Source organism: Micrococcus sp. 140720015-1, assembly GCF_053627595.1.
This window is the reverse complement of the sequence record NZ_JBSEYC010000004.1, coordinates 372,764-395,973: the sequence shown is the minus strand read 5'-3', so window position 1 is coordinate 395,973 and position 23,210 is coordinate 372,764. Positions and strand designations below refer to the sequence as shown.

At 72.1% G+C, this 23,210-nt stretch carries 24 protein-coding genes, 1 tRNA gene and 2 pseudogenes; 22 read left to right on the top strand and 5 right to left on the bottom strand.

The genetic code is table 11. The features are described 5' to 3' along the window. Window positions 1-642: arsenic resistance protein (locus tag ACUXPL_RS09145; RefSeq protein ID WP_454183365.1), on the bottom strand; the 642-nt coding region annotated here is incomplete at its 3' end. Window positions 643-724: 82 nt separating this feature from the next. Here ACUXPL_RS09145 and ACUXPL_RS09140 point away from each other — a divergent pair. From ACUXPL_RS09140 to ACUXPL_RS09125, 4 genes and pseudogenes are all read left to right on the top strand, one after another. Next, window positions 725-1,090, top strand: a complete 366-nt coding sequence (locus tag ACUXPL_RS09140; RefSeq protein ID WP_044658723.1) for an ArsR/SmtB family transcription factor — start codon at window positions 725-727, stop codon at window positions 1,088-1,090. Further along, a pseudogene (locus ACUXPL_RS09135) lies at window positions 1,041-1,519 on the top strand (arsenate reductase ArsC). The gene ACUXPL_RS09140 and the pseudogene ACUXPL_RS09135 overlap by 50 nt, the downstream one beginning before the upstream one ends. 48 nt (window positions 1,520-1,567) lie before the next feature. Further along, the gene (locus tag ACUXPL_RS09130; protein ID WP_409480710.1) at window positions 1,568-1,957 is read left to right on the top strand and encodes an IS5 family transposase; all 390 of its coding nucleotides are present in this window, start codon (window positions 1,568-1,570) and stop codon (window positions 1,955-1,957) included. A 144-nt stretch (window positions 1,958-2,101) separates the two neighbouring features. Beyond that, window positions 2,102-2,431: pseudogene (locus ACUXPL_RS09125) on the top strand (transposase); the annotation flags it as partial. A gap of 24 nt (window positions 2,432-2,455) precedes the next feature. Here the strand turns inward: ACUXPL_RS09125 and ACUXPL_RS09120 are convergent. The 3 genes from ACUXPL_RS09120 to ACUXPL_RS09110 all read right to left on the bottom strand — a co-directional run bounded on the left by ACUXPL_RS09120 (window position 2,456) and on the right by ACUXPL_RS09110 (window position 5,796). Then, window positions 2,456-3,472, bottom strand: a complete 1,017-nt coding sequence (locus ACUXPL_RS09120) for a CNNM domain-containing protein (protein ID WP_454183362.1) — start codon at window positions 3,470-3,472, stop codon at window positions 2,456-2,458. Then, window positions 3,472-4,893 carry a hemolysin family protein gene (locus ACUXPL_RS09115; RefSeq protein WP_454183360.1) on the bottom strand — a complete coding sequence of 474 codons (1,422 nt, stop codon included), beginning with the start codon at window positions 4,891-4,893 and terminating at the stop codon, window positions 3,472-3,474. The genes ACUXPL_RS09120 and ACUXPL_RS09115 overlap by 1 nt, the downstream gene beginning before the upstream one ends. 747 nt (window positions 4,894-5,640) lie before the next feature. Continuing rightward, the gene (locus tag ACUXPL_RS09110) at window positions 5,641-5,796 is read right to left on the bottom strand and encodes a hypothetical protein (protein WP_454183358.1); all 156 of its coding nucleotides are present in this window, start codon (window positions 5,794-5,796) and stop codon (window positions 5,641-5,643) included. A gap of 320 nt (window positions 5,797-6,116) precedes the next feature. Between ACUXPL_RS09110 and ACUXPL_RS09105 the strand changes: the two genes are divergently transcribed. The 12 genes from ACUXPL_RS09105 (at window position 6,117) to pyk (ending at window position 16,606) form a co-directional block, all read left to right on the top strand. Then, window positions 6,117-6,380 carry a phosphoribosyl-ATP diphosphatase gene (locus tag ACUXPL_RS09105; RefSeq protein WP_010078767.1) on the top strand — a complete coding sequence of 88 codons (264 nt, stop codon included), beginning with the start codon at window positions 6,117-6,119 and terminating at the stop codon, window positions 6,378-6,380. A 52-nt stretch (window positions 6,381-6,432) separates the two neighbouring features. Then, window positions 6,433-7,281: an ATP phosphoribosyltransferase gene (gene hisG, locus ACUXPL_RS09100; protein ID WP_454183356.1), complete on the top strand. Its 849-nt coding sequence runs from the start codon at window positions 6,433-6,435 to the stop codon at window positions 7,279-7,281. Between the two features lie 46 nt (window positions 7,282-7,327). After that, entirely contained in the window at window positions 7,328-8,098 is a 771-nt protein-coding gene (gene hisF, locus ACUXPL_RS09095; RefSeq protein WP_454183354.1) for an imidazole glycerol phosphate synthase subunit HisF, read from the top strand. 44 nt (window positions 8,099-8,142) lie between these two features. Continuing rightward, window positions 8,143-8,523 (top strand): phosphoribosyl-AMP cyclohydrolase, encoded by a 381-nt coding sequence (gene hisI, locus ACUXPL_RS09090; RefSeq protein ID WP_454183352.1) that lies wholly within the window; start codon window positions 8,143-8,145, stop codon window positions 8,521-8,523. Continuing rightward, on the top strand, window positions 8,520-10,070 hold the full coding sequence (locus ACUXPL_RS09085; protein ID WP_454183350.1) for a chorismate-binding protein: 1,551 nt from the start codon (window positions 8,520-8,522) through the stop codon (window positions 10,068-10,070). Before hisI ends, ACUXPL_RS09085 begins: the two co-directional genes overlap by 4 nt. Beyond that, window positions 10,070-10,675 (top strand): Trp biosynthesis-associated membrane protein, encoded by a 606-nt coding sequence (locus tag ACUXPL_RS09080; protein ID WP_454183348.1) that lies wholly within the window; start codon window positions 10,070-10,072, stop codon window positions 10,673-10,675. Before ACUXPL_RS09085 ends, ACUXPL_RS09080 begins: the two co-directional genes overlap by 1 nt. A 125-nt stretch (window positions 10,676-10,800) precedes the next feature. Further along, window positions 10,801-11,115 (top strand): HGxxPAAW family protein, encoded by a 315-nt coding sequence (locus ACUXPL_RS09075; protein WP_454183346.1) that lies wholly within the window; start codon window positions 10,801-10,803, stop codon window positions 11,113-11,115. A 5-nt stretch (window positions 11,116-11,120) separates the two neighbouring features. Then, a complete protein-coding gene (gene trpC / locus ACUXPL_RS09070) occupies window positions 11,121-11,927 on the top strand; it encodes an indole-3-glycerol phosphate synthase TrpC (protein ID WP_454183344.1) in 807 nt (268 codons plus the stop codon). A gap of 29 nt (window positions 11,928-11,956) precedes the next feature. Next, window positions 11,957-13,282: a tryptophan synthase subunit beta gene (gene trpB / locus ACUXPL_RS09065; protein ID WP_454183342.1), complete on the top strand. Its 1,326-nt coding sequence runs from the start codon at window positions 11,957-11,959 to the stop codon at window positions 13,280-13,282. Continuing rightward, window positions 13,279-14,085 carry a tryptophan synthase subunit alpha gene (trpA, locus tag ACUXPL_RS09060; RefSeq protein WP_454183340.1) on the top strand — a complete coding sequence of 269 codons (807 nt, stop codon included), beginning with the start codon at window positions 13,279-13,281 and terminating at the stop codon, window positions 14,083-14,085. Before trpB ends, trpA begins: the two co-directional genes overlap by 4 nt. 2 nt (window positions 14,086-14,087) lie before the next feature. Continuing rightward, window positions 14,088-15,077 (top strand): prolipoprotein diacylglyceryl transferase, encoded by a 990-nt coding sequence (gene lgt / locus ACUXPL_RS09055; RefSeq protein ID WP_454183338.1) that lies wholly within the window; start codon window positions 14,088-14,090, stop codon window positions 15,075-15,077. A 41-nt stretch (window positions 15,078-15,118) separates the two neighbouring features. After that, the gene (gene pyk, locus ACUXPL_RS09050) at window positions 15,119-16,606 is read left to right on the top strand and encodes a pyruvate kinase (RefSeq protein ID WP_454183336.1); all 1,488 of its coding nucleotides are present in this window, start codon (window positions 15,119-15,121) and stop codon (window positions 16,604-16,606) included. Between the two features lie 18 nt (window positions 16,607-16,624). Here the strand turns inward: pyk and ACUXPL_RS09045 are convergent, their stop codons facing one another. Next, a complete protein-coding gene (locus tag ACUXPL_RS09045; RefSeq protein WP_454183335.1) occupies window positions 16,625-17,221 on the bottom strand; it encodes an ANTAR domain-containing response regulator in 597 nt (198 codons plus the stop codon). A gap of 175 nt (window positions 17,222-17,396) precedes the next feature. Between ACUXPL_RS09045 and ACUXPL_RS09040 the strand changes: the two genes are divergently transcribed. From ACUXPL_RS09040 to ACUXPL_RS09015, 6 genes are all read left to right on the top strand, one after another. Further along, window positions 17,397-17,478, top strand: a tRNA-Leu gene (locus tag ACUXPL_RS09040). A gap of 70 nt (window positions 17,479-17,548) precedes the next feature. Then, a complete protein-coding gene (locus tag ACUXPL_RS09035) occupies window positions 17,549-20,389 on the top strand; it encodes a DUF4040 family protein (protein WP_454183333.1) in 2,841 nt (946 codons plus the stop codon). Beyond that, window positions 20,386-20,841, top strand: a complete 456-nt coding sequence (locus ACUXPL_RS09030) for a sodium:proton antiporter (RefSeq protein ID WP_002855699.1) — start codon at window positions 20,386-20,388, stop codon at window positions 20,839-20,841. Before ACUXPL_RS09035 ends, ACUXPL_RS09030 begins: the two co-directional genes overlap by 4 nt. Further along, complete coding sequence (locus ACUXPL_RS09025; protein ID WP_454183331.1) at window positions 20,838-22,478, top strand: monovalent cation/H+ antiporter subunit D family protein; 1,641 nt, start codon at window positions 20,838-20,840, stop codon at window positions 22,476-22,478. Before ACUXPL_RS09030 ends, ACUXPL_RS09025 begins: the two co-directional genes overlap by 4 nt. Then, entirely contained in the window at window positions 22,475-22,915 is a 441-nt protein-coding gene (locus ACUXPL_RS09020) for a Na+/H+ antiporter subunit E (RefSeq protein ID WP_454183329.1), read from the top strand. The genes ACUXPL_RS09025 and ACUXPL_RS09020 overlap by 4 nt, the downstream gene beginning before the upstream one ends. Beyond that, window positions 22,912-23,202: a monovalent cation/H+ antiporter complex subunit F gene (locus ACUXPL_RS09015; protein WP_049158185.1), complete on the top strand. Its 291-nt coding sequence runs from the start codon at window positions 22,912-22,914 to the stop codon at window positions 23,200-23,202. Before ACUXPL_RS09020 ends, ACUXPL_RS09015 begins: the two co-directional genes overlap by 4 nt. Window positions 23,203-23,210: the final 8 nt, after the last annotated feature.

Genomic DNA, 23,210 nt, shown 5'->3' with positions numbered 1-23,210 from the left:
GATGCGGGTCAGGAACCCTGCGACCAGCGGGATCCCGAGGAAGATCAGCACGCTGAGGACGATCGCGCCGATCGAGAACTCGGCCGACGTGGTCGGCAGCCCCAGCCAGGACGGCAGCGCCTGGAGGTAGAACCAGCCCAGGGCACCGAAGGCGATCACCTGGAAGACGGAGTTGATCGCGACCAGCACCGCAGCTGCTTCTCGGTCACCGCAGGCGAGGTCGTTCCAGATGAGGACCATCGCGATGCAGCGTGCGAGCCCGACGATGATCAGGCCGGTGCGGTACTCCGGAAGGTCGGCCAGGAAGATCCAGGCCAGGGCGAACATGAGTGCCGGGCCGACGATCCAGTTCAGCACCAGCGAGGTCACCAGCAGGCGTCGGTCCGCGCCGATGCGCCGGGTCTCGTCGTAGCGGACCTTCGCCAGGACCGGGTACATCATCACCAACAGTCCGATCGCAATGGGCAGGGACACGGATCCGATCTTCACCGCCTCCAGCGCGGTGTTCAGGCCGGGGATGAACCGCCCCAGCAGGAGACCCACTGCCATGGCGGCCAGGATCCACACCGGGAGCCAGCGATCGAGGAAGGACATCTCCTTCATCACGCGGGGCTGCTCCACATCCTTGGTGGTCGTACTCATGAGGGGGGCCGAACCTTCCATCGACGGATATCGATGCGAACGCTATGCTTCACATCGATGACTGTCAATGTAAGGTGGGGGCATGTCCACGACGACCGCGATCACAGCTGCCGGGCTCGAGACGATGAACGGCCCTGAGGAGTGCTGCAGGCTCTCAGCGGGGCCCGTCGACAGCGTCGAGGCCGAGAGGATCGCGTCCTTGCTCAAGGCGCTTTCCGATCCGACCCGTCTCCGGCTTCTATCCCATGTCGCTGCTCAGGGTTGCAATTCGGTCTGCGCCTGTGATCTCACCGAGCCGCTGGGCATCAGCCAGCCGACCGTGAGTCACCACATGAAGAAGCTCGTCGACGCTGGCCTGCTCACGCGCGAGCAGAAGGGCCGCTGGGCGCACTACTCCGTTGTGCCGTCGGCCTTCGCCGAGCTCCGTTCCTTCCTCGACATCGCCTGAACCCCCGCCGCCGACTTTGGAGATCCTCCTGACCGCACGGCCCAGTGTCCTGTTCGTCTGCGTCCACAACGCCGGTCGTTCGCAGATGGCAGCCGGCTGGCTTCGTGAACTCGCCGGCAACCGCATCAAGGTCCGCTCCGCCGGTTCCGCACCCGCCGACACGATCAACCCCGCAGCCGTGGCCGCGATGGAGATGTCGGGATCGACCTCTCCCACCAGACGCCCAAGATTCTCACCCCGGAATCCGTCCAGGCCTCCGACGTCGTGATCACTATGGGCTGCGGTGACGCCTGCCCGTTCTACCCCGGAAAGCCTTACGAGGATTGGCAGCTCGACGATCCGGCCGGCAAGGGAATCGACGAGGTCCGCCCGGTTCGCGACGAGATCCGCGCCAGGGCCGAGGAGCTCATCGCCAGCCTCCGCCCCTAGAGCGTGTTGCTAAAGGGTTTCAAGCTTTGGGTGCGCCAGTCTTGAGGGGTGTCGCGTGATGTCATCTCGGACGAGGTCTGGGCCGTGATCGGCCCGCTGTTCCCTGCCCCGAAGTCCACGGGTCGGCCCCCGGTGGATCGGCGCGCGGTGGTCGAGGCCACCGCGTGGGGCTTCCGCACCGGAGCTCCGTGGCGGGATCTGCCCGAGCGGTTCGGGAACTGGAACACGATCTACAAGAACTTCAACCGGTGGGCCGCCCAGGGTGTGTGGGAGCGCGTGCTCGAGCGCACTCAGTCGATGGCACAGCAGGCTGGCGAGCTGGATTGGGTGGCCTCGATCGATTCCACGATCGTGCGCGTCCATCCGCACGGGGCGACCCTGCCCCGCCCCACAGGGGGCCCTGACGAACTACAAGAAATCCGGGGACGAGCCGGCTGATCATGCCATCGGACGCTCCCGCGGCGGTCTGACGACGAAGTCCCATCTGGGCTGTGATGGCAAGGGCAGGGTGCTGGCGTTCGTGGTGACCGGCGGGCAGATGGCGGACACCTCGATGTTAGCCACCCGCTGGAGCTGATCAGCGTGGCCGGCGCCCGTGGGCGGCCCACGGCGCGGCCTGACCGCCTGATTGCGGACACGGGCTACCCCTCGAAGGCGAAGCGGGCTTGGCTGCGCCGGCATAGCATCGCGGCCACGATCCCCGAGCGGGCCGATCAGATCGCGCACCGGCGCCGCCGCCCAGGAAGACCGATCGACTTCGGTGGAGACCAGCGCCAGCGCTATCGGGGCCGCAATGTCGTGGAGCGGTGCTTCAACCGGCTCAAACAGTGGCGAGGAATCGCGATGCGCTCGGACAAGTACGCCCGGAGCTATCACGCCGGGCCCTGCCTCGCCGCGACACTGCATTGGCTGACTACTACCCTTTGGCAACACGCCCTAAGCCGCGCGGGGCAACACTCCGCGCAATACGTCGGTGAGGGTGACGACCCCAGTGAATCGGTTGTCCTGGGTCACTGCGGCCAGCTGACGGCTGTTGCGGCGCATGGAGGCGAGTGCTTCGTGCAACGGTGTGGTGGAAGGCAGCGTCAGAGCCTCCTGGATGAGCGGCTGGATCGGCGCAGAAGGCTCCATCGTGAGGGTGTCCCGCACGTGGACGACGCCCGGAACGCTCTCAGGGGTGTGGTCCGGCTGGACCAGGATACGCAGGTGCCCTGAGCGCGCAGCGGCATTCTGGACCGCCTCGACGTCGGCATCGGGGGCGACCTTGACCGGGCGCTGACCCTGGGGGAGGAGGTCCCCGAGAGTGAGGGTCTGAAGGTCCAGGGCACCGGCCAAGGCTTCATGGTTCTGCCGGTCCAGGGTGCCGGCGGCGGCAGAGTGCTCAACCAGCTGACGAATGGCCGCTGCGTCGTAGCCGCCCACGGCGGCCTGGTCCACGGGGGTGACGCCGCTGAGGGTCACCAGGCGGTTGGCCAGCCGGTTGGCAAGCAGCAGCAGGGGGCGAACGGTCCAGACGAAGGCGCGTGCGGGCACGGCCACGGCTTTGGCTGCGGCCTCGGGGTGGGCAATGGCCCAGGACTTGGGGGCCATCTCCCCGATGACCAGGTGAAGGAAGGTCACGGCCAGCAAGGACAGGACGAAGGAGGCGGTTCCGGCTGCCGTCGCGGGGATGCCCCAGTCCTCCAGGACGGGGCCGAGCCATGCGTCGACGGCCGGCTTGGTGATCGCCCCCAGGGCGAAGGTGCACAAGGTGATGCCCAACTGGGCTGCGGCGAGCATGAGGGTCAGCTCGTCGACTCCCTTGAGAGCGGCCCGTGCGGCGCGGCTGCGTCCTGCCTCGGCCTCCAGTCGGTGCCGGCGGGCGCCCAGCAGGGAGAACTCCATGATGACGAAGATCGCGCTGAGCACGATCAGCGCTGTGGTCACGAGCATGACGATCAGTGGACCGTGCATCATCGCTCCTCGTCCGTGGTGGCGTCGGGCTGGGCCTCGTGGGCGGCATGGCTGCCGGCGGTGTCAGAGCGGGGCACCTCGATGAGGTGGATCCGCAGTCGAGCCGGGACCCTGCGTCGGATGGAGAGCACCTCGACCTGCAGGTGGCGGTCGTAGACCTCCTCAGCCCCGAAGTCTCGTGGGTCCTCGGGCAGGTCGATCGTGATGACCTCGCCTTCCCGGGGCAGACGGCCCAGAGCGTCGATGGCCAGACCGGCGGCGGACTCGGCCTCGGTCACGGGCAGGGGGTGCCCGACGAGGCGCTCGAGCTCGTCCAGGTGGGCCTCCGCGCTCAGGACCCAGGAGTGCAGGCCTGTGGCGGTGATCTCCTCCTGGGGGTGCAGGTCGTGCTCGTCCGTGAGTTCGCCCACGAGCTCCTCCGCGAGGTCTTCCACGGTGAGCACGCCGACGAAGCCGCCGAACTCGTCCACGATGCACGCCATCTGCTGCCCTGAGCCGTCGAGCTCCCGGGCTGCGTCGGGCAGGGGCATCATCGTGGGCAGCACCAGTGCAGGGCGCATCAGGGCGGACACGGGGGTGCCCGGGGCCATCCGGGTCCCACCGAGCACGTCGGTGAGGTGGACTACCCCGAGCGGTTCGTGGTCGTTCGAGATCACCGGGTAGCGGGTGTGGCCGGTGGCCATCAGGTTGCGCACCTGAGCCAGGGAGGTCTGGGGATGAACCTCGTCCACACGCGAGCGGGGCACCATCGCGTGCTGCACGTCCTGGTCTGGGAAGTCCAGCACGCGGTCGATCAGGACGGAGACCTCCGCGGGCAAGGATCCGGAAGCTCTGGAGTCCAGGACAATGCGGTCCAGGTCCTCGGCGGTGGCGGTGCTGTCGACGTCGTGCACTGGCTCGATGCGCAGGAGCTTGAGCAGCACCTCGGCCGCCTTGTCGAAGACCCAGATGAGCCAGCCGAACAGGCCGAGATAGATCTGTGTGGGCCGGGCCAGAGCGCGGGCCAGGGGCTCGGGGTTGGCGATGGCCAAATTCTTGGGGTACAGCTCGCCGATGATCATCTGCACCAGGGTGGCCACCACCAGTACGCCCAGCGTGGAGACGGCGATGACCACTCCAGAAGGCAGTGCGGTGCCGCCGAGCAACTCGGTCAGGGCCGCACCCACCATCGGCTCAGCCACGTAGCCCACCATGAGGCCTGTGACCGTGATCCCCAGCTGCGCGCCGGAGAGCATGAAGGAGGTGCGGCGAGTGACCTGCAGTGCGCGGGCGGCGGCGCGGTCGCCGGCCTTGGCGGCGGTCTGCAGGCGGACGCGGTCTACAGACATGTACGCGAATTCCTGGGCCACGAAGAAGCCGTTGGCGGCGATGATCGCCAGGATGATGAGGGAGCCGAGGATCAGTGTCAGGACTGGATCCATGCCTGAGTCACCTCCTCACGAGGTGCAGGCGACCCCGCCGGCTGCGGGGTGGGGGTGGGGGTGACGCTCGGACTGTCACCAGGGCAGGCGGCGGGGCCGTCGCTCATGTATTCAGGGGCTCCATAAGGGGTCGAATGAATAATGGCGGCACATTACCACCGGTAACCGATCGCAGGGCAAGGTGGGGTGTGGCCTCGCCGCCGGCATCGGGCATCTGCCCGCCAGGATGTCCAGCTGGGTGTGCCCCTTGACCCGCCCCGCACGGTGGTGCGCCGGCTCGCGTCCGGTCGAGCATGGCGACCCGCCGAGGGCGACGGACGCCGGAGCCTTGCACGAACCAACGAGCAACTGGCGAGCCGGTGGTTGAGGCCGGCCCGTCGCCAGGTCTGTGAACCGAGGCCCACGAGGATCTTCAGCTCCAGAAGCCAGCCTCCTGGGCTCGGAAGCTGGGGGAGCATGGGACTGCAGCCCCCCCCACGTAGAAGAGCGTCGACGCCCCTGGGGATAGAGGGGCATGCCTGCGTGGCCGGGCTCCTCCGGGATCTGGTTGTACAGGTCGCCTCTGCTCGGCAACCGAGCCATCTCCACGAGCTGCGCAGCGCCGGGAGCACGCTCCCATTCCACGCCTTCCACCGCGTTGCCCGATGCCCCCCGCCATCGGGAGTGGATCTGTTGCACCCGCTGCAGCCGGGCGCTTACTCGGTGGGCAGGGCGGGATGGGTCTCCGTCATCGTGATGGGTCATGATTCAGTCGACGGGCCCGAGCGGGGGATCCTGGTCCTCATCCGAGAAGGGGAGGAGGACCATGTCGACGATTTCTCCCACGAGGACCCGCTCGCCGCAGCATTCCTGTTCCCCGTCGGCGACGTAGGCGAGGCTGCGGCGCCCGGCGGTGATCTCCATGCCCTGGAGCCTAGGTCGGGGGCTCGGGGAGTCGACGAGATGGATGCGTGCGTCGCGGGAGACATCTGGTGCGGTGGGACCGGGCAGCCGCCCGGAGGATGACCGAGTCCCGTGGATACGTCCTGGAGCCGTGGTGCCTCGCGCTCGAGCCCCCGATGGGATGGGAAGAGCGTGCAGACATGTCAGGGGAGGACGCTGGGCGGCCGGGGCGTCCCACGTGGGCTCGCGGGTGCAGCGCGTGGCGAAGGCCCCGCCGTCCCGTCCGTCACAATGACCGACTCCGGTCCGGGCTGGAGGAGTCGGGTCGCTAGGGTGGTCCCGTGAAGACCTTCGACGAGCTGTACGCGGAACTGACGCGCAAGGTGCAGGAGCGCCCTGAGGGCTCCGGCACCGTGGCCCAGATCGACGCCGGCGTCCATGCGATCGGCAAGAAGGTCGTCGAGGAGGCGGCCGAGGTCTGGATGGCCGCCGAGTACGAGTCGGATGAGGCCGCCGCCGAGGAGATCTCTCAGCTGCTGTACCACGTGCAGACCATGATGATCGCCCGCGGCATCAGCCTCGAGGACGTCTACCGCCACCTCTGAGGCCGCCGGCCCCGTTTCCGCCCGCCCCACCGCACCCCGAGGAGACCGACGCGTGCTGCGCATCGCCGTTCCGAACAAGGGCGCCCTCGCCGAGGCCGCCCGTGAGATCCTGCAGGAGGCCGGCTACCGCCAGCGCCGCGACTCCCGCGAGCTGGTGCTCGTGGACCCCGAGAACCAGGTGGAGTTCTTCTACCTGCGCCCACGGGACATCGCCGTCTACGTCGGCCAGGGCACCCTCGACGTCGGCCTGACCGGTCGCGACCTGTTCTGCGACGCGCAGGTGGGGGACACCGCCGAGGAGATCATGGCGCTCGGCTTCGGCCGGTCCGTGTTCCGTCTCGCCGCCCCCGCCGGCTCCTTCACCTCCGCCGAGCAGCTCGTCGGCAAGCGCATCGCCACGAGCTACGACGGCCTGCTCTCCGACTACCTGGCCCGCACCGGCCTGGACGCCACGGTGGTCCACCTCGACGGCGCCGTGGAGTCCTCCGTCAAGCTCGGCGTGGCGGACGCGATCGCCGACGTCGTGGAGACCGGCAGCACCCTGCGCGCCGCCGGCATGGAGGTCTTCGGCGAGCCCATCCTCGACTCGGAGGCCGTGCTGATCGGCCGCGCGGGGGAGCGCCCCGAGGGCCTCGACGTGCTGCTGCGCCGCCTCAAGGGCGTGCTCGTGGCCCGCCGCTGGGTCATGATCGACTATGACATCCGCCGTGACCTGCTGGAGGCGGCCACCGCGGTCACCCCGGGGCTGGAGTCACCGACGGTCTCCCCGCTGCGGGACGAGACGATGGTCGCCGTGCGCTCCATGGTCCGCAAGCCGGACGCCAACCGTGTCATGGACGAGCTGTACGCCCTGGGCGCCCGCGGCATCCTGATCTCCGCGATCCACGCCATCCGCCTCTGACGGACCGCGCCGTCCCGCCCGAGCCCCCCGAGACGAAGGAGCCGACGTGAGCCTCGCCGTGCGTGTCATCCCCTGCCTGGACGTGGACGCCGGGCGCGTGGTCAAGGGCGTGAACTTCGAGAACCTGCGGGACGCGGGCGACCCGGTCGAGCTCGCTCGCCGCTACAACGCCGCCGGCGCCGACGAGCTCACGTTCCTCGACGTCACCGCCTCCACCTCGGACCGCGCCACGACCTACGACGTCGTGACCCGCACGGCCGAGGAGGTCTTCATCCCGCTGACCGTGGGCGGTGGCGTGCGCACCGTCGAGGACGTGGACCGGCTGCTGCGCACGGGGGCGGACAAGGTCTCCGTCAACACGGCGGCCGTGGCCCGGCCCGAGGTGATCACGGAGATCACCCGCCGCTTCGGGTCCCAGGTCCTCGTGCTCTCCCTCGACGTCCGGCGCACGGAGGACCCGGGCTGCGCCTCCGGTTATGAGGTCACCACCCACGGCGGCCGCCGGGGCACCGGCATCGACGCCGTCGCCTGGTGCCGGGAGGCCTCCGAGCGCGGGGTGGGGGAGATCCTGCTCAACTCGATCGACGCGGACGGCACGCGCGAGGGCTTCGACCTGGAGATGATCCGGGACGTGCGCGCCGTGACGCGCGTGCCGCTGATCGCCTCCGGCGGCGCCGGCGAGCCCGAGCACTTCCCGCCCGCCGTCGCGGCCGGTGCGGACGCGGTGCTCGCCGCCTCCCTGTTCCACTTCGGCCCGGACGACATGCTCGCCCGCGTCAAGGACGCCCTGCGGCACGCGGGGCACACCGTCCGCTGACCCCGGCGGCCACGCCCCGCTCCGGCTCCCTAGACTGGACCTCCATGAGCATCTCCCCGCCCGATGACCTCGTGGCCTCCGTGACCTTCGACGACCGGGGCCTGGTGCCCGCCATCGCCCAGCAGGAGGGCACCGGCGAGGTGCTCATGATGGCGTGGATGAACGCGGAGTCCCTGCGCGCGACGCTCGAGACCGGCTGGGCCACCTACTGGTCCCGGTCGCGCGGCGAGCTGTGGCGCAAGGGGGAGACCTCGGGCCACCTGCAGCGGGTGCGCGCGGTCCACGCGGACTGCGACGGCGACACCCTGCTGCTCACCGTGGACCAGACCGGCCCCGCCTGCCACACGGGCACCCGCACCTGCTTCACCGGCCGCGGGCTCGTCATGCCGGCGGCCGCCGTCGACCCCGAGGAGGCCGCCCGATGACCGCCGCCACCACTCCCTCCCGTGCGGAGTTCCTGCGTCTGGCGGACACCGCCCGCGTGATCCCCGTGGTCCGCACGGTGCTGGCGGACGGCCTCACGCCGCTGGCGATCCACCGGCGCCTGGCCGGCTCCCGCCCCGGCACCTTCCTGATGGAGTCCGCCACCCCGGGCGCGGCGTGGTCCCGGTACAGCTTCATCGGGGCCGGCTCCGCCGTCACCCTGACCTCGCGAGACGGCGAGGCACACTGGCAGGGCACCCCGCCCGAGGGGCTGCCCACGCAGGGCCGCGCCCTGGACGTGCTCGCGGCGTGCCTGCGCCTGCTGCGCACGGACGTGCGCGCCGAGGTCGGAGGCGTTCTGCCGCACCTCGTCTCCGGCATGGCCGGCTTCCTGGGGTGGAACACGGTCCGCGCGTGGGAGCGCCTGCCGCACCCGCCCGAGGACCATCTCGGCCTGCCCGACCTCGCGATGAACCTCGTCACCGACCTGGCCGTGCACGATGCCCTGGACGGCACCGTGACGCTGATCGCCAACGCTGTGAACGGCAACGGCCTGGCCACCGGCGCGGACCGCGCCTACGACGACGCGCTCGCCCGCCTGGACGCCATGGTCGAGCGCCTGGCCGCCCCGGCCGCGGACCCGGTCAGCGACGTCCCGCGCCGCTGGCTCGAGGCGGACGCGGACGAGGTCGCCGCCCAGGCCGAGGACCGGTGGGGCGCCGAAGGCTTCCGCGAGGCCGTCGCGAAGGCCCAGCGGGCGATCCGCGACGGCGACGTGTTCCAGGCCGTCGTCTCCCGCCGCCTCTCGGTCACCACGGACGCCACCGGTCTGGACGTGTACCGCGTCCTGCGCATGGTGAACCCGAGCCCCTACATGTACCTCTTCTCCTTCGAGACCCCGGACGGGGAGCCGTACGAGATCGTGGGCTCCTCACCCGAGGCGCTCGTCACCGTGCGGGACCGCCGCGTGGTCACCCATCCGATCGCCGGCTCACGGCGGCGCGGGGCCACCGAGGAGGACGACCGCCTCCTCGGCAAGGACCTGGTGGAGGACGAGAAGGAGCGGGCCGAGCACCTCATGCTCGTGGACCTCTCCCGCAACGACCTCTCGCGCGTGTGCCGCCCCGGCACCGTCGAGGTCACCCAGTTCATGGAGCTCGAGGCGTTCAGCCACATCCTCCACCTGGTCTCCCACGTGGAGGGCCGCATGCGCGACGACGTCGACGCACTCGACGTCCTCCGCGCCGCCTTCCCCGCCGGCACGCTGTCCGGCGCCCCGAAGCCCCGCGCCCTGCAGCTGCTGGACGAGTGGGAGCCGACCGAGCGCGGGCCCTACGGCGGCGTCGTCGGCTACTTCGACCTGGCGGGCAACATGGACATGGCGATCAACATCCGCTCGGCCACGCTGCACCGCGGCCAGGCGCATGTGCAGGCCGGCGCCGGCATCGTCGCCGACTCCGACCCCGACGCCGAGACCGCCGAGACCGTCACCAAGGCGACGGCGCCGCTGCGGTCCGTGCTGACCGCGGGCGAGCTGGGGCAGGCGTGATGCGCCGCCGCACCGTGGTCCTCGCCGCGCTGGCCGCCGGCGCGCTCGTCCTGCTCACGGCGGGCCGCACCTGGGTGACCGCCACGGGCCTGTCCGGCGGGATCGCCTCCGAGGCGACGACGTCGGGCGGCGCCGCCGCGCCCGTCGCCACCGCCATGGCCCTGGTCGTGATGGCCGGTGCCCTCGCCCTGACCACCGCCCGGCGCCTCGGCGCCGTGATCGTCGGCGTGCTCATGGCGCTGGCCGGGGTCGTGATCGCCTCGACCTCGGTCACCGCCGCCCTGGATCCGGCGACGACGGCGGCCGCCGCGGTCGCCGACACGACCGGGACCACTGCGCTCGCGCAGGACTACGCCGTGACGGCGTGGCCGTGGGTCGCGGCGGCCGGCGGCGTCCTCGCGGCGCTGTGCGGCGTCGTGGCGGCCGTGGCGGGCCGTGGCTGGCGTTCGTCCCGGCGCTACGAGAAGGCGCCTGCGGCCTCCGAACCCGGCCCGGCCGTCGCCGGGGAGCAGCCCGCGCCGTCCGCCCGCGAGGCGGCCCAGCGCCGGCGCGTGGACCAGATGGACGCCTGGGACGAGCTGTCCCGCGGCAACGACCCCACCTGAGCGCCCGTCGCTCGGCGCGCCCCGCACCGCCCGGGTCGTCCCGGGTCACGCGGGCCCGGCCCCGTGCCCGCATGGCACAATGAGGGACAGTCGTCATGTACACCACGCACCAGTGAGGGACAGCCATGAGCCACACCGCGAACACCGAGCCCACCACCCGTCGCGCCGCCCGCAGCGGCGCCGTCGAGGACGTCGTCGTCACCGAGGACGGCCGGGTGCTCAACGACCCGACCCACCTCGAGCTGCCCGGCCACGGCAATGTGCCCGGCGCGTGGGCCATGGTGGCGCTCGTGCTCGTCGGCTTCGTGGCCGGCTGCGTCGGCCTGCTCGCCGACTGGAGCGTCATCGTGTGGATCGGCGTGGCCCTGATGGCCGTGGGCGTCGTCGTGGGCATCGTCGCCGGCAAGGCCGGCGCGGGTCGCGGCCAGCACGGTCACTGATCCGCGTGTCCGTCCTCCAGGAGATCATCGACGGCGTCCGCGAGGACCTCGAGCCTCGTCGCCGTGCCGTGCCCGAGGCGCGCCTGGCCGAGCTGGTGGCCGCGGCCCCCGCGCCGCGTGACGCCCACGCGGCCCTGCACGGCGGACGCACCGACCCCGCGGGCATCCGGGTGATCTCCGAGGTGAAGCGGGCGAGCCCCTCCAAGGGAGCGCTCGCCGAGATCCCCGAGCCGGCCACCCTGGCCCGGGCGTACGAGCGCGGCGGCGCCAGCGTCGTCTCCGTGCTCACCGAGGCTCGCCGCTTCGGCGGCAGCCTGGCCGACCTGGACGCCGTGCGCGCCGCCGTCGATCTGCCGGTCCTGCGCAAGGACTTCACCGTCACCGAGTACCAGATCCACGAGGCCCGCGCCCACGGGGCCGACCTGGTCCTGCTGATCGTGGCCGCCCTCGACGACGCCGAGCTGGCCGGCTTCCTGCAGCTCACCGAGTCCCTGGGCATGCACGCCCTCGTGGAGGCCCACACGCCCGAGGAGATCGAGCGCGGCGTCGCCGCGGGCGCCCGCATCCTCGGCGTCAATGTGCGCAACCTCAAGACCCTCGACGTCGACCCGGCCCGCTACGCCGCGCTGGCCGACGGGCTGCCCGAGGACGTCGTCCGGGTCGCCGAGTCCGGCGTCGAGTCCGAGGAGCAGATCAAGGCCTACGCCGCCGCGGGCGCCGACGTCGTGCTCGTGGGCGAGGCCCTCGTGCGCCACGGCGCCCCCGAGGAGGCGCTGCGCGCGTTCCGCGCCGCGTCCCTCACCGTCCGCTGACCGAACCAGACCCGAGGAGCGTGGTCGCCATGAGCGCCGACCGTCCGAGCACCGAGCCCGCGATCGAGTTCGAGGGGCCCTACCAGGGTCAGGCCGGGCCCTACTTCGGCGACTACGGCGGGCAGTGGATGCCCGAGTCCCTCATGGCCGCGCTGCAGGAGCTCACCCGCACCTACGAGGAGGCGCGGCAGGACCCCGCCTTCGAGGCCGAGCTGCGGACCCTGTTCCGGGACTACGTGAACCGGCCCTCCCTGCTGAGCGAGGTGCCGCGGTTCGCCGCGGACACCCCCGGCGTGCGCATCTTCCTCAAGCGCGAGGACCTCAACCACACCGGCTCGCACAAGATCAACAACGTGATCGGCCAGGCGCTGCTCGCCCGCCGCATGGGCAAGACGCGCCTGATCGCGGAGACCGGCGCCGGCCAGCACGGCGTGGCCACGGCGACGGCGGCCGCGCTGTTCGGCATGGAGTGCACCGTGTACATGGGGGAGGAGGACACCCGCCGCCAGGCCCTGAACGTGGCCCGCATGCAGATGCTCGGCGCCGAGGTGGTCCCCGTGGCGATCGGCGCCCGCACCCTCAAGGACGCGATCAACGAGGCCCTGCGGGACTGGGTCGCCTCCGTGGACACCACGCATTACCTGATGGGCACGGTCACGGGCCCGCACCCGTTCCCCGCCATGGTGCGCTACTTCCACTCCGTGATCGGCGAAGAGGCCCGCGAGCAGATCCTGGCCCAGGCCGGCCGCCTGCCCGACGCCGTCGCGGCGTGCGTGGGCGGCGGGTCCAACGCGATGGGCCTGTTCCACGGCTTCCTCGACGACCCTGAGGTGGAGCTCTACGGCTTCGAGGCCGGCGGTGAGGGCCTCGAGACCGGCCGCCACGCCGCGTCCATCACGCTCGGACGCACCGGCGTGCTGCACGGCGCCCGCACGTACCTGATGCAGGACGAGGACGGGCAGACGATCGACTCCCACTCGATCTCCGCCGGCCTGGACTACCCGGCCGTCGGCCCGGAGCACGCCTTCCTGCACGACACGGGCCGCGCCGTCTACGAGCCGGTCTCGGACACCGAGTGCATGGACGCCTTCCTCCGGCTCACGCGCACCGAGGGCATCACGCCCGCCATCGAGTCGGCCCACGCCCTGGCCGGCGCGCTGCGCCTGGCCCGCCGCTGGGCGGACGAGGGCCTCGTGGGGCCGGACGCCCCGGAGGGGCAGGAGCGGATCATCATCGTGAACCTCTCCGGCCGCGGGGACAAGGACGTCGCCACCGCGGCGGCCTGGTTCGGCCTCGGCCGTGCCGCGGAGGAGAAGGACCCGCTCGAGGAGATGACCCCCGGAGAGGAGCAGTGACCGGCATGACCGTGCACTCCAAGACCGCCGCGGCCCTGGACGCAGCGAAGGCGGCCGGCCGCACCGGCCTCGTCGCCTTCCTGCCGGCCGGCTACCCGTCCGTGGACGAGTGCGTCGAGGCCGTCGTCGCCGCCGCGGAGAACGGCGCCGACGTCATCGAGCTGGGCCTGCCCTACACGGACCCCGTGATGGACGGCCCCGTGATCCAGGCCGCGACCCAGGCGGCGCTGCAGGCCGGTTTCCGCGTGGCCGACGTCTTCGACATCATCCGACGGGTGACGGAGCGCACCGACGCCGCGGTGCTGGTGATGACGTACTGGAACCTCGTGGACCGCATGGGCGTCGACGAGTTCGCGCGCCGCCTCGCGGAGGCCGGTGGCGCCGGTCTCGTCACCCCTGACCTCGTGCCCGAGGAGGCCGGCGCCTGGATGGAGGCCTCGGACCGTCACGGCCTGGACCGCGTGTTCCTCACCGCGCCCTCGTCCACGGACGAGCGGGTGCGCCTCACCGTCGACTCCTCCCGCGGCTTCGTGTACGCCGTGTCGGTCATGGGCGTCACCGGCGCCCGCGACGCGGTGTCCACCGCCGCCGAGACCGTGGTCCGCCGGGCCCAGGATGCCGGGGCGGAGCACGTGTGCGTCGGCCTCGGCGTCTCCCAGGCGGCGCACGTCCGCGAGATCGGCGCCTACGCCGACGGCGCGATCGTCGGCACGGCCCTGGTGCGTGCGCTGACGGACGGCGGGCCGCAGGCCGTGGGCACGCTGACCCGCGAGCTCGCCGCCGGCACGGTCCGAGAGGGCTGAGGGTGACCGCCGCCCTGGCCCCGCTCGCCGCCTTCCCCGCCCCCGGGTGGGACGGGTTCCAGCTGGGCCCGGTGAAGATCCACGCGTACGCGCTCTGCATCATCGTGGGCATCGTCCTGGCCCTGTGGCTCGCCGAGCGCCGGTGGCGAGCCCGCGGCGGCCCCGAGGACCGTGTGCTCGACATCGCCCTGTGGGCCATCCCTTTCGGCTTCGTGGGCGGGCGGCTCTACCACGTGTTCTCCTCACCGGACCGGTACTTCGGGCCCGGCTTCGACGGCACGGGCGACCCGATCCAGATCCTGTACGTGTGGAACGGCGGACTGGGCATCTGGGGCGCGATCGCCCTCGGGGCGGTGGGCGCGTGGATCGCCTGCCGGCGCTACGGGGTGCGGCTGAGCGCGTTCGCCGACGTCGTCGCCCCCGGCATCCTGCTGGCCCAGGCCGTGGGCCGGTGGGGGAACTGGTTCAACCAGGAGCTCTTCGGCGGCCCGACGACGGCCCCGTGGGGTCTGCGCGTGGACGCCGACCACCCGAACTTCCCGGCGGGCCTGCCCGCGGACACCCTGTTCCACCCCACGTTCCTCTACGAGTCACTCTGGAACCTGCTCGGCGTCGCCGTCCTGCTGCTGGTGGACCGGCGGTGGCGGCTGCGGCACGGCGCCATGGTCTGGGCCTACGTCGCCTGGTACACGGCCGGGCGCGTGTGGATCGAGATGCTGCGCATCGATGACGCGGAGATGGTCACGCTGTTCGGCGTGACCCAGCGCCTGAACGTGTGGACGTCGATCCTGCTGCTCGTCGTCGGCGTGGCCATGCTCGTGCTGGTGCTCATGCGGCACGGGGCGGCGGCCGCGGGGCCGCGCTCGGACGACGACGTCTGGCTGCCCGGCCGAGCCCCGCGGGCGGTGGCGGACACGGCCGACGGCGGCGACCGCGCCCTCGATCCCGGGGCCTCGGATGAGACGCGTCCGACAGCGCGGGAACGGGGCTAGTCCCTCGGCCCCTCCGCCGCGCCCGGCCTAGAGTGGAGGGCATGCGACACGCGAAGATCATCGCCACCTTTGGGCCCGCCACCGACTCCGACGACACCACCCGCGCCATCATCCGCGCGGGGGCGGACGTCGTCCGCCTCAACATGAGCCACGGCGACCACGCGGTCCATGAGACGTCCTACGAGCGGGTGCGCCGCATCAGCGTGGAGGAGGGCCGCCCCGTCGCGATCTTCGCCGACCTCCAGGGCCCCAAGATCCGCCTCGGTCGCTTCACCGACGGCCCACACCTGCTCGAGAAGGGCGATCGGATCACCATCACCACCCGGGACGTGCCCGGGACCCGCGAGCTGGTGGGCACCACCCACAAGGGGCTGCCCGGGGACGTCGCCCCGGGTGACGTGCTCCTGGTGGACGACGGCAAGGTGCGCCTGCGCGCCGTCGAGGTCACGGACACGGACGTGCTGGCCGAGGTCGAGGTGCCGGGCATGGTCTCGGACAACAAGGGGATCAACCTGCCCGGCGTGGCGGTGAACGTGCCCGCCCTGTCCGAGAAGGACGAGCGGGACCTGCGCTGGGCGCTGCGCACCGGCGTCGACATGGTGGCGCTGTCCTTCGTGCGGGACGCCGCGGACGTGGACCGGGTGCACGAGATCATGGACGAGGAGGAGCGCCGGGTCCCGGTCATCGCCAAGATCGAGAAGCCCCAGGCGGTGGAGAACCTCGAGGCCATCGTGGACGCGTTCGACGCCGTCATGGTGGCCCGCGGCGACCTCGGCGTGGAGCTGCCGCTCGAGGACGTGCCCGTGGTGCAGAAGCGCGCGGTGGACCTCGCCCGCCGTTGGGCCAAGCCGGTCATCGTGGCCACGCAGGTGCTCGAGTCGATGATCGACAGCCCGCGCCCGACGCGCGCCGAGGCCTCGGACTGCGCCAACGCCGTGCTCGACGGCGCGGACGCCGTCATGCTCTCGGGTGAGACCTCGGTGGGCGCGTATCCGGTCGAGACGGTCCAGACGATGGCCCGGATCATCGAATCCACCGAGACCCACGGCCTCGAGCTCATCCACCCGCTCGGCTCGCGCCCCCGCACGCGCGGCGGCGCGATCACCCGGGCCGCCGTCGAGGTCGCGAACCAGCTCGACATCCCGTTCCTCGCCGCGTTCACCGAGTCCGGCGACTCGGCCCGTCGGCTCAGCCGCCTGCGGCCGCGTCAGCCCATCTACGCGTTCACCCACCACGAGCACACGCACAACATCCTGTGCCTGACGTGGGGCGTCTACCCGAAGATGGTCCCGTTCCAGGACTCCACGGACAAGATGACCCTCCAGGTGGAGCAGTCGCTCACGTCGGAGGGCATCGCCCAGCACGGCGACCTCGTGGTCATCGCCGCCGGGTCCCCTCCCGGGACCGTGGGCTCCACCAACACGCTGCGCGTGCACCGCGTGGGGGACGACGCCGCGGGCGGCTCGTCCGCGGCCTCGCCGCAGACGCGCGAGCCGCTCGGCTTCTGGCCGGCCCGCTCCCCGCTCTGACGAGCGCGCGGGCGACGCTCAGCCGACCTGGTCGATGACGGCCTGCGCGACCTCCCGCATGGTCAGGCGCCGGTCCATGGAGGTCTTCTGGATCCAGCGGAAGGACTCGGCCTCGGTCAGGCGCATCCGCTCCTGGAGCAGCGACTTGGCCCGGTCCACGATCTTGCGGGTCTCCAGGCGGTCCCCGAGGTCCCGCACCTCGGCCTCGAGGCTGCGCACCTCGTCGAAGCGGGCCACGGCCAGTTCGATGGCGGGGACCAGGTCGGCCTCGGTGAAGGGCTTGACCACGTAGGCCATGGCCCCGGCCGTCCGGGCGCGCTCCACCAGCTCGCGCTGGCTGAAGGCGGTCAGCATGACCACGGGGGCGAGCCGTTCCCCGGCGATCTCGCCGGCGGCCGCGATGCCGTCCATCACGGGCATCTTCACGTCCATCACCACGATGTCCGGCCGGTGCTCGCGCACGGCCTCGACGGCGGCCCGGCCGTCGCCGGCCTCGGCGACCACCCGGTAGCCCGCCCCGGTGAGCACCTCCACCAGGTCGAGGCGGATGAGGGTCTCGTCCTCGGCGACGACGGCCCGCAGGCCGGTCTCCTCGGGAGGCGTCAGCGTGGACACGGCAGCTCCTTCGTGCGGGCCGGGACGGCGTCGGTGCGGCGCCGCTGGTGGTCCACCAGGCTACCGTGCGCGATGGGCGCGGCGCGGGCGCGGCGGCGGGGACCCCCGCCGGAAGGCCGAGGACGCCGGGCCGGGGCGCTGATAGGGTGATCGAGTCCCGCCTCCGGGCGGCACTGCCCGAATGGTGGAATCGGTAGACACGCCGCACTCAAAATGCGGTGCCGAGAGGCGTGTGGGTTCGAGTCCCACTTCGGGCACCGTCGGCGCGCGGCCACCCGCCGTGTGCGCCGTGTCCGTGATCGATCGACCCGAGCTGAGTGGTGTCCTGTGCTCCTGACCAGCCTCCTGCTGACCCTCCTCTCGGTGGTGGCGGCCGTCCCGGCCTCCCGCGCGCTGGGCAGGGACGCGGGCTGGGTCCTGGCCGCACCCCTGCTGGCAGCGGCCGGCGTGCTGGTCGCGGCGTGGACGGGCGGCGTCCGGACGGAGCACCATCCGTGGATCCCCGCGGTCGGGGTGGACCTCGACCTCCGGCTGAACGGCCTGGCCCTCGTGTTCGCCATGATCGTCCTCGTCATCGGCGCGGCGATCCTCGCCTACTCCAGCCGGTACCTCAGCCGGGACCGCACGGAGAGCCGCCCCGGCTCCTTCTACCTGCTGATGACCGCGTTCGCGGCGTCGATGCTGCTGCTGGTGCTCGCCGACAACATCGTGGTCCTCTTCGTCGCGTGGGAGTTCACCTCCTTCACCTCCTTCTTCCTCATCGGGCGCTCGGGGGACCATGCCCGCGACCCCGCGATCCGGACCCTGCTCGTGACCGTGGGCGGCGGCCTCGCGCTGCTGGCCGCCGTCGCCATCATGATGGTCACCGCCGGGACGGCCTCGCTCAGCGGCGTCCTGGCCTCGGACATCTGGCAGGACCCCGCCACCAGCACCGTGCTGGCCGTCCTGCTGGCCCTGGCCGCCTTCACGAAGTCCGCGCAGTTCCCGTTCCAGGCCTGGCTGCCGGACTCCATGGTCGCCATCTCCCCGGTCTCCGCGTACCTGCACGCCGCGGCGATGGTGAAGGCCGGCGTGTTCCTGCTGCTCGTGTTCAGCCCCGTGCTGGCCGGTCACGTCGTGTGGTCCACGCTGCTGATCGCGTGCGGGCTCATCACGGCGCTGTTCGGCGCGGTCAAGGCCCTGCGTCAGCACGACCTGAAGGGCCTGCTCGCCTACTCGACCATGAGCCAGCTCGGCCTGCTGACCGCCGTCATCGGCATCGGCACGACGGCGGCGCTGACGGCCGCGGTCGTGCACACGGTCGCGCACGCGCTGTTCAAGAGCGCCCTGTTCATGCTGATCGGCATCGTGGACCACGAGGCCGGCACCCGGGACCTGCGCGTCCTCGCCGGCAGGCACGTGCGCATGCCGGTCACGGGCACGGCCCTGACGCTCGCCGCCGTCTCCATGGCCGGCGTGCCGCCCCTGCTGGGCTTCGTCTCGAAGGAGGGCCTGCTCGACGCCGCCCTCGGCACCCCGGGCCCGGCCTGGGCCGCCCCGGTGGTCACGGGCGCGATCGCGCTGGCCTCCGTCTTCACCGTCGCCTACTCCGGCCGTCTGGTCCTCGGCGCGCTCGGCAGGTGGGGCGCGAGTCCGGCCGGCACCGCCCAGCCGTGGGAGTCCGCCCGCGGCGAGGAGGTCCACGAGGCGGGCCCGGCCTTCTGGACCATGCCCGTGCTGGCGGCCGTGGTCGGCGTCGTGCTCGGCCTCGCCCCGCAGGCGCTGGACGCCCCCGTCTCCGCCGCCGCCCAGGCCGTGGCGGGCGCGCAGGCGCACGCGCACCTGGCCCTGTGGCACGGTGTGACCCCGGCGCTGCTCCTCTCCGCCGCCGTGATCGCCATGGGCCTCGTCCTGGTGCTGCTGCGCCGCCCCGTGGAGCGGGTCGCCGCGCGCACGGGCCTGCCCTTCTCGGCCCTGGACATCGTGGACGACATCCGCTTCGGCCTGGTGCGGCTGGGCGAGGTCGTCGGGCGTCACTCCGGCGGCATGGCGCCCCGGGCGCACCTGCTCATCCCGTCCGTCATGCTCGGCGTCCTCGCGGTCGTCGGGGTCCTGCTCGTGGACGAGCTGCCGGACGTGGTCGGTCAGACCGCGCGCTGGCACGACTGGGCGCTCGTCGTCCTCGTGGCCGTGGGCGTCGCCGCGACCCTGCGCGCCCGCACCCGCATCGCCGCGATGGTGGTCGTGGGCACGGTCGGCTTCGGCGTGACGCTGTGGTTCTTCACCCTCGGCGCCGTGGACGTGGCCCTGACCCAGATGCTCGTCGAGGTCCTCACCGTGTGCGTGATGGTGCTGCTGCTGCGCCGCCTGCCGCGCCGCTTCCGGCGCGACCCCGCCCCGCGCCGCGCCGGCGCCCTCGTGGCCGCGACGATCGCCGGCGTCGCCTCCACCGTCGGCGTCCTGGCCTTCACCGGTCGGCGCGAGATGTCCGAGATCGCGCGCTACTACCTCACCGAGACCTACGAGCAGGCCGGCGGCGTGAACGTGGTCAACGTGATCCTCGTGGACTTCCGCGCGCTCGACACCCTGGGCGAGATGACGGTGCTCGGCGTGACCGGACTGACCGTCGCGGCGCTGCTGATGAACCGCGCCCCCGTCCGGGCGCTGCGCAGCATCGTCGACGAGCGCTCCCCGCTCGCGCACGTGCACGAGAACCTGGTCTACGCGCGCACCTTCGGCCGCGGTCTCGGGCCCGTGATCATCGCGCTGTCCGCCCTGCTGCTGCTGCGCGGGCACTACGAGCCGGGCGGCGGCTTCATCGCGGCCCTCGTGGCCGGTGCGGGCTACGCCCTCATGTACCTGTCGGCCGACACCGACCGCGACCGGCGCCTGCGGTGGCCCTACCTCACGCTCATCGGCAGCGGCGTGGCCCTGGGCACCGCCGCCGGTCTGACCGGCTACCTCACGGGCGTGGGCTTCCTGGCCGCCTCCGGGGTCAAGATCCTCGGCTACGGACTGTCCACCACCCTGGTCTTCGACATGGGCGTGTACCTGTGCGTGCTCGGCCTCGTGGTCGCCGCGTTCACCCTCCTGGGCCCGGACACGGTCGAAGAGGCGCCCGACGACGGCGACGCACCCGAGAAGGCCGCACCCGGCGCGGCCACGACGCGAGAGGAGGCGACCCGATGACCGTCGCGATCACCGTGGGCCTGCTGATGTTCGGCGCGGTCTACCTGTTCTCCAAGCGCGAGCTGCTGCGCGTGATCCTCGGCATGGTGCTGCTGGGCCACGCCGGCAACCTCGCCATCCTCGCCGCCGGCGGCACCGACCGGCGCGCCCTGCCGTTCATCGGGAACGGGGACGTGGCCGCGCAGGCCGACCCGCTGCCCCAGGCGTTCGTGCTGACGGCGATCGTCATCTCCTTCGCCGTCACCGTGCTGCTGCTCGTGCTCGCCGTGACGGGCCGGTCCGACGACCAGGTGGCCGACCCCTCCGAGGACGCCGACCCGCACGAGCTCGCCGCCGCGGACGCCCGCTTCCCGCGCGCCGAGCTGGGCGCCGCCGTGCGCCACCTCGCCACACAGCCCCAGCCCGTGCTGCACGGCAGCCACCGCCATGACGACCGAGAGGAGCGCCGGTGAGCCTCGACGCCCTGGGCCTGGCCCTGCCGCTGTTCGTGGCCGTCCCCCTGCTGGCCGGCGGCCTGCTCGTGATCGCGGGGGAGCGTCCGGGGCTGCACCGCCGGGTCCTGCTCTGGCTGCTCGGGCTGAGCTCGCTCGGCGGCGCCGGGCTCATCCTGCTGACCCTGGACGGCACCGTGGTGGCCGGGGGCGTGGGCGGCTGGCCGGACGGCATCGCCATCGCGTTCGCAGCCGACACGTTCACCGGCCTGATGCTCACCCTCACCGCCGGGCTCTCGTGGGTGGGCGCCCTGTTCGCCTACGGCTCCCGCGTGACGAACTCCGTCTACTTCGCGCCGCTGCTGCTCGTCCTCACGGCCGGGGTGAACGGCGCCCTGCTGACGGCGGACCTGTTCAACCTCTTCGTGTTCATCGAGGTCATGCTGCTGCCGTCCTACGGCCTGTTCGTCCTCTCCGCCAACCGGCGTGAGCCCCTGCGCCGCGTGGACGGCGCCCGCCTCTACGTCACGCTGAACTTGTTCACCTCCACGATCCTCGTGGTCGGCGTCGGCTTCATCTACGGCATCACGGGCAGCGTCAACCTCGCCGTGCTGGCCGGCGCGGCGGCACGGGACGAGCGGGTCGCCGTCGCCGGGTTCATGGTGCTGTTCGCCCTGTCCATCAAGGCGTCCGTGGTGCCCCTGCACGGCTGGCTGTCCAAGGCGTACCCCTCGACGTCGCCGGCGGTCACCGCGATCTTCTCAGCCCTGCACACCAAGGTGGGCGTCTACGCGATCTACCGCATCTACTCCGTGCTCTACGACGGCGAGCCACGCTACCTGTGGGCCATCCTGGTCCTGTGCTCGCTCACGCTCATGATCGGCGCGGTCGCCTCCCTCGGGGAGCAGAGCACCCGTGCGATCCTCTCGTGGCAGATGGTCAGCGGCATCGGCGGCATCCTGGTCGGCGTCGGCCTGTCCACGCAGCTCGGCCTGGCCGCCGGCATCTTCTACATGATCCACCACATGGTCGTCATGACCTCCCTGTTCACCGCGACGGGCGCCGTCGAGGTCCGGTACGGCTCCGGCCGGCTGGCGGACCTGCAGGGCCTGGCCCGGCGTGAGCCGCTGATCGCCGCCGCGTACTTCGCGGGCCTGCTCTCCCTGGTGGGGATCCCGCCGTTCTCCGGGTTCGCGGGCAAGCTCATGCTCGTGGTCGCCGGCGTGGAGGCGGGTCGGACCGTCGTCGTGGCCGTCGTGCTCATCGCGTCGCTGCTGAGCCTGTGGGGGCTGCTGCGCATCTGGAACGGCTGGTTCTGGGGCGAACCCGAGATGCCCCGCCACCACCGGGAGCGCCTCGAGACGGCCGCCCTGCCCATCGTGGAGGCCCACGCGGACGGCGCGGCCGCCCCGGCCGGCGCCCCCGACGGCCCCGCGGCCGTCCACACCCCCACGGGCGTGCTGCCCGTGGTCTTCAGCCGGGACGAGGACCTCACCCGCTCCCGGATCCCCTTCTCGCTGGCCCTGCCGGCGGTCCTCACCGCGGCCCTGTCCCTCGCGCTCGGCCTGGGCGCGCAGGGCCTGTGGTTGGCCTCGGACACGGCCGCCCAGGGACTGGCGGACACGCATGCGTATGTGGAGGCGGTGATCGGCCGATGAGCCAGGCACACCAGTACGACAACGGCACGCAGGACTTCCGCGACGGCACGGCCAGCGTGTGGTCGTGGCCGCTGCGCCTGGCCGGCTTCGTACTCTGGTACCTGTGGGCCCTCGTGACGTCCTCGGGCGCGGTCCTGCACGACCTGATCACCCCCGGCGACGACGCCCGCTCGGGCATCGCCCGGGTGCGCACCAGCTGCCGCACGGACCTGGAGATCACCGTCCTGTCCTCGCTCATCACCCTCACTCCGGGCACCCTCACCCTCGGCACCCGCCGGGCGGGCGCCGTCGGTGACGAGCCGGGCGACCCGGATGCGCGCCGGCTGCTCTACGTGCACGGCCTGTACTTCGACGACGCGGACGGCCTGCGTGCGGACATCCACGACATGGAGCGGCGCATGCTCCATGCGCTGCGTCGGACGGGGGTGGCCGCATGAGCCTGACCGATCTGCACTACGACTGGTCCCTGATCGGGATCGACGTCGGCATCGCCCTGCTGCTCGTCGCCGCCGTCGTCTCCGCCTACCGGATCCTCGTGGGGCCCCTCGACGCCGACCGGGCCGTCTCCGGCGACCTGCTCACGTTCAGCGTCACCGGGATGGTCACGCTGTTCGGCGTCCGGGCGGCCAACGCCTTCACGTTCGACCTGGTGCTCATCGCCGCGATCACCGGGTTCCTGACCGGCATGTCCCTGGCCCGCGCGCTGACGCGCGGGCGACGCTGAGGAGGCCA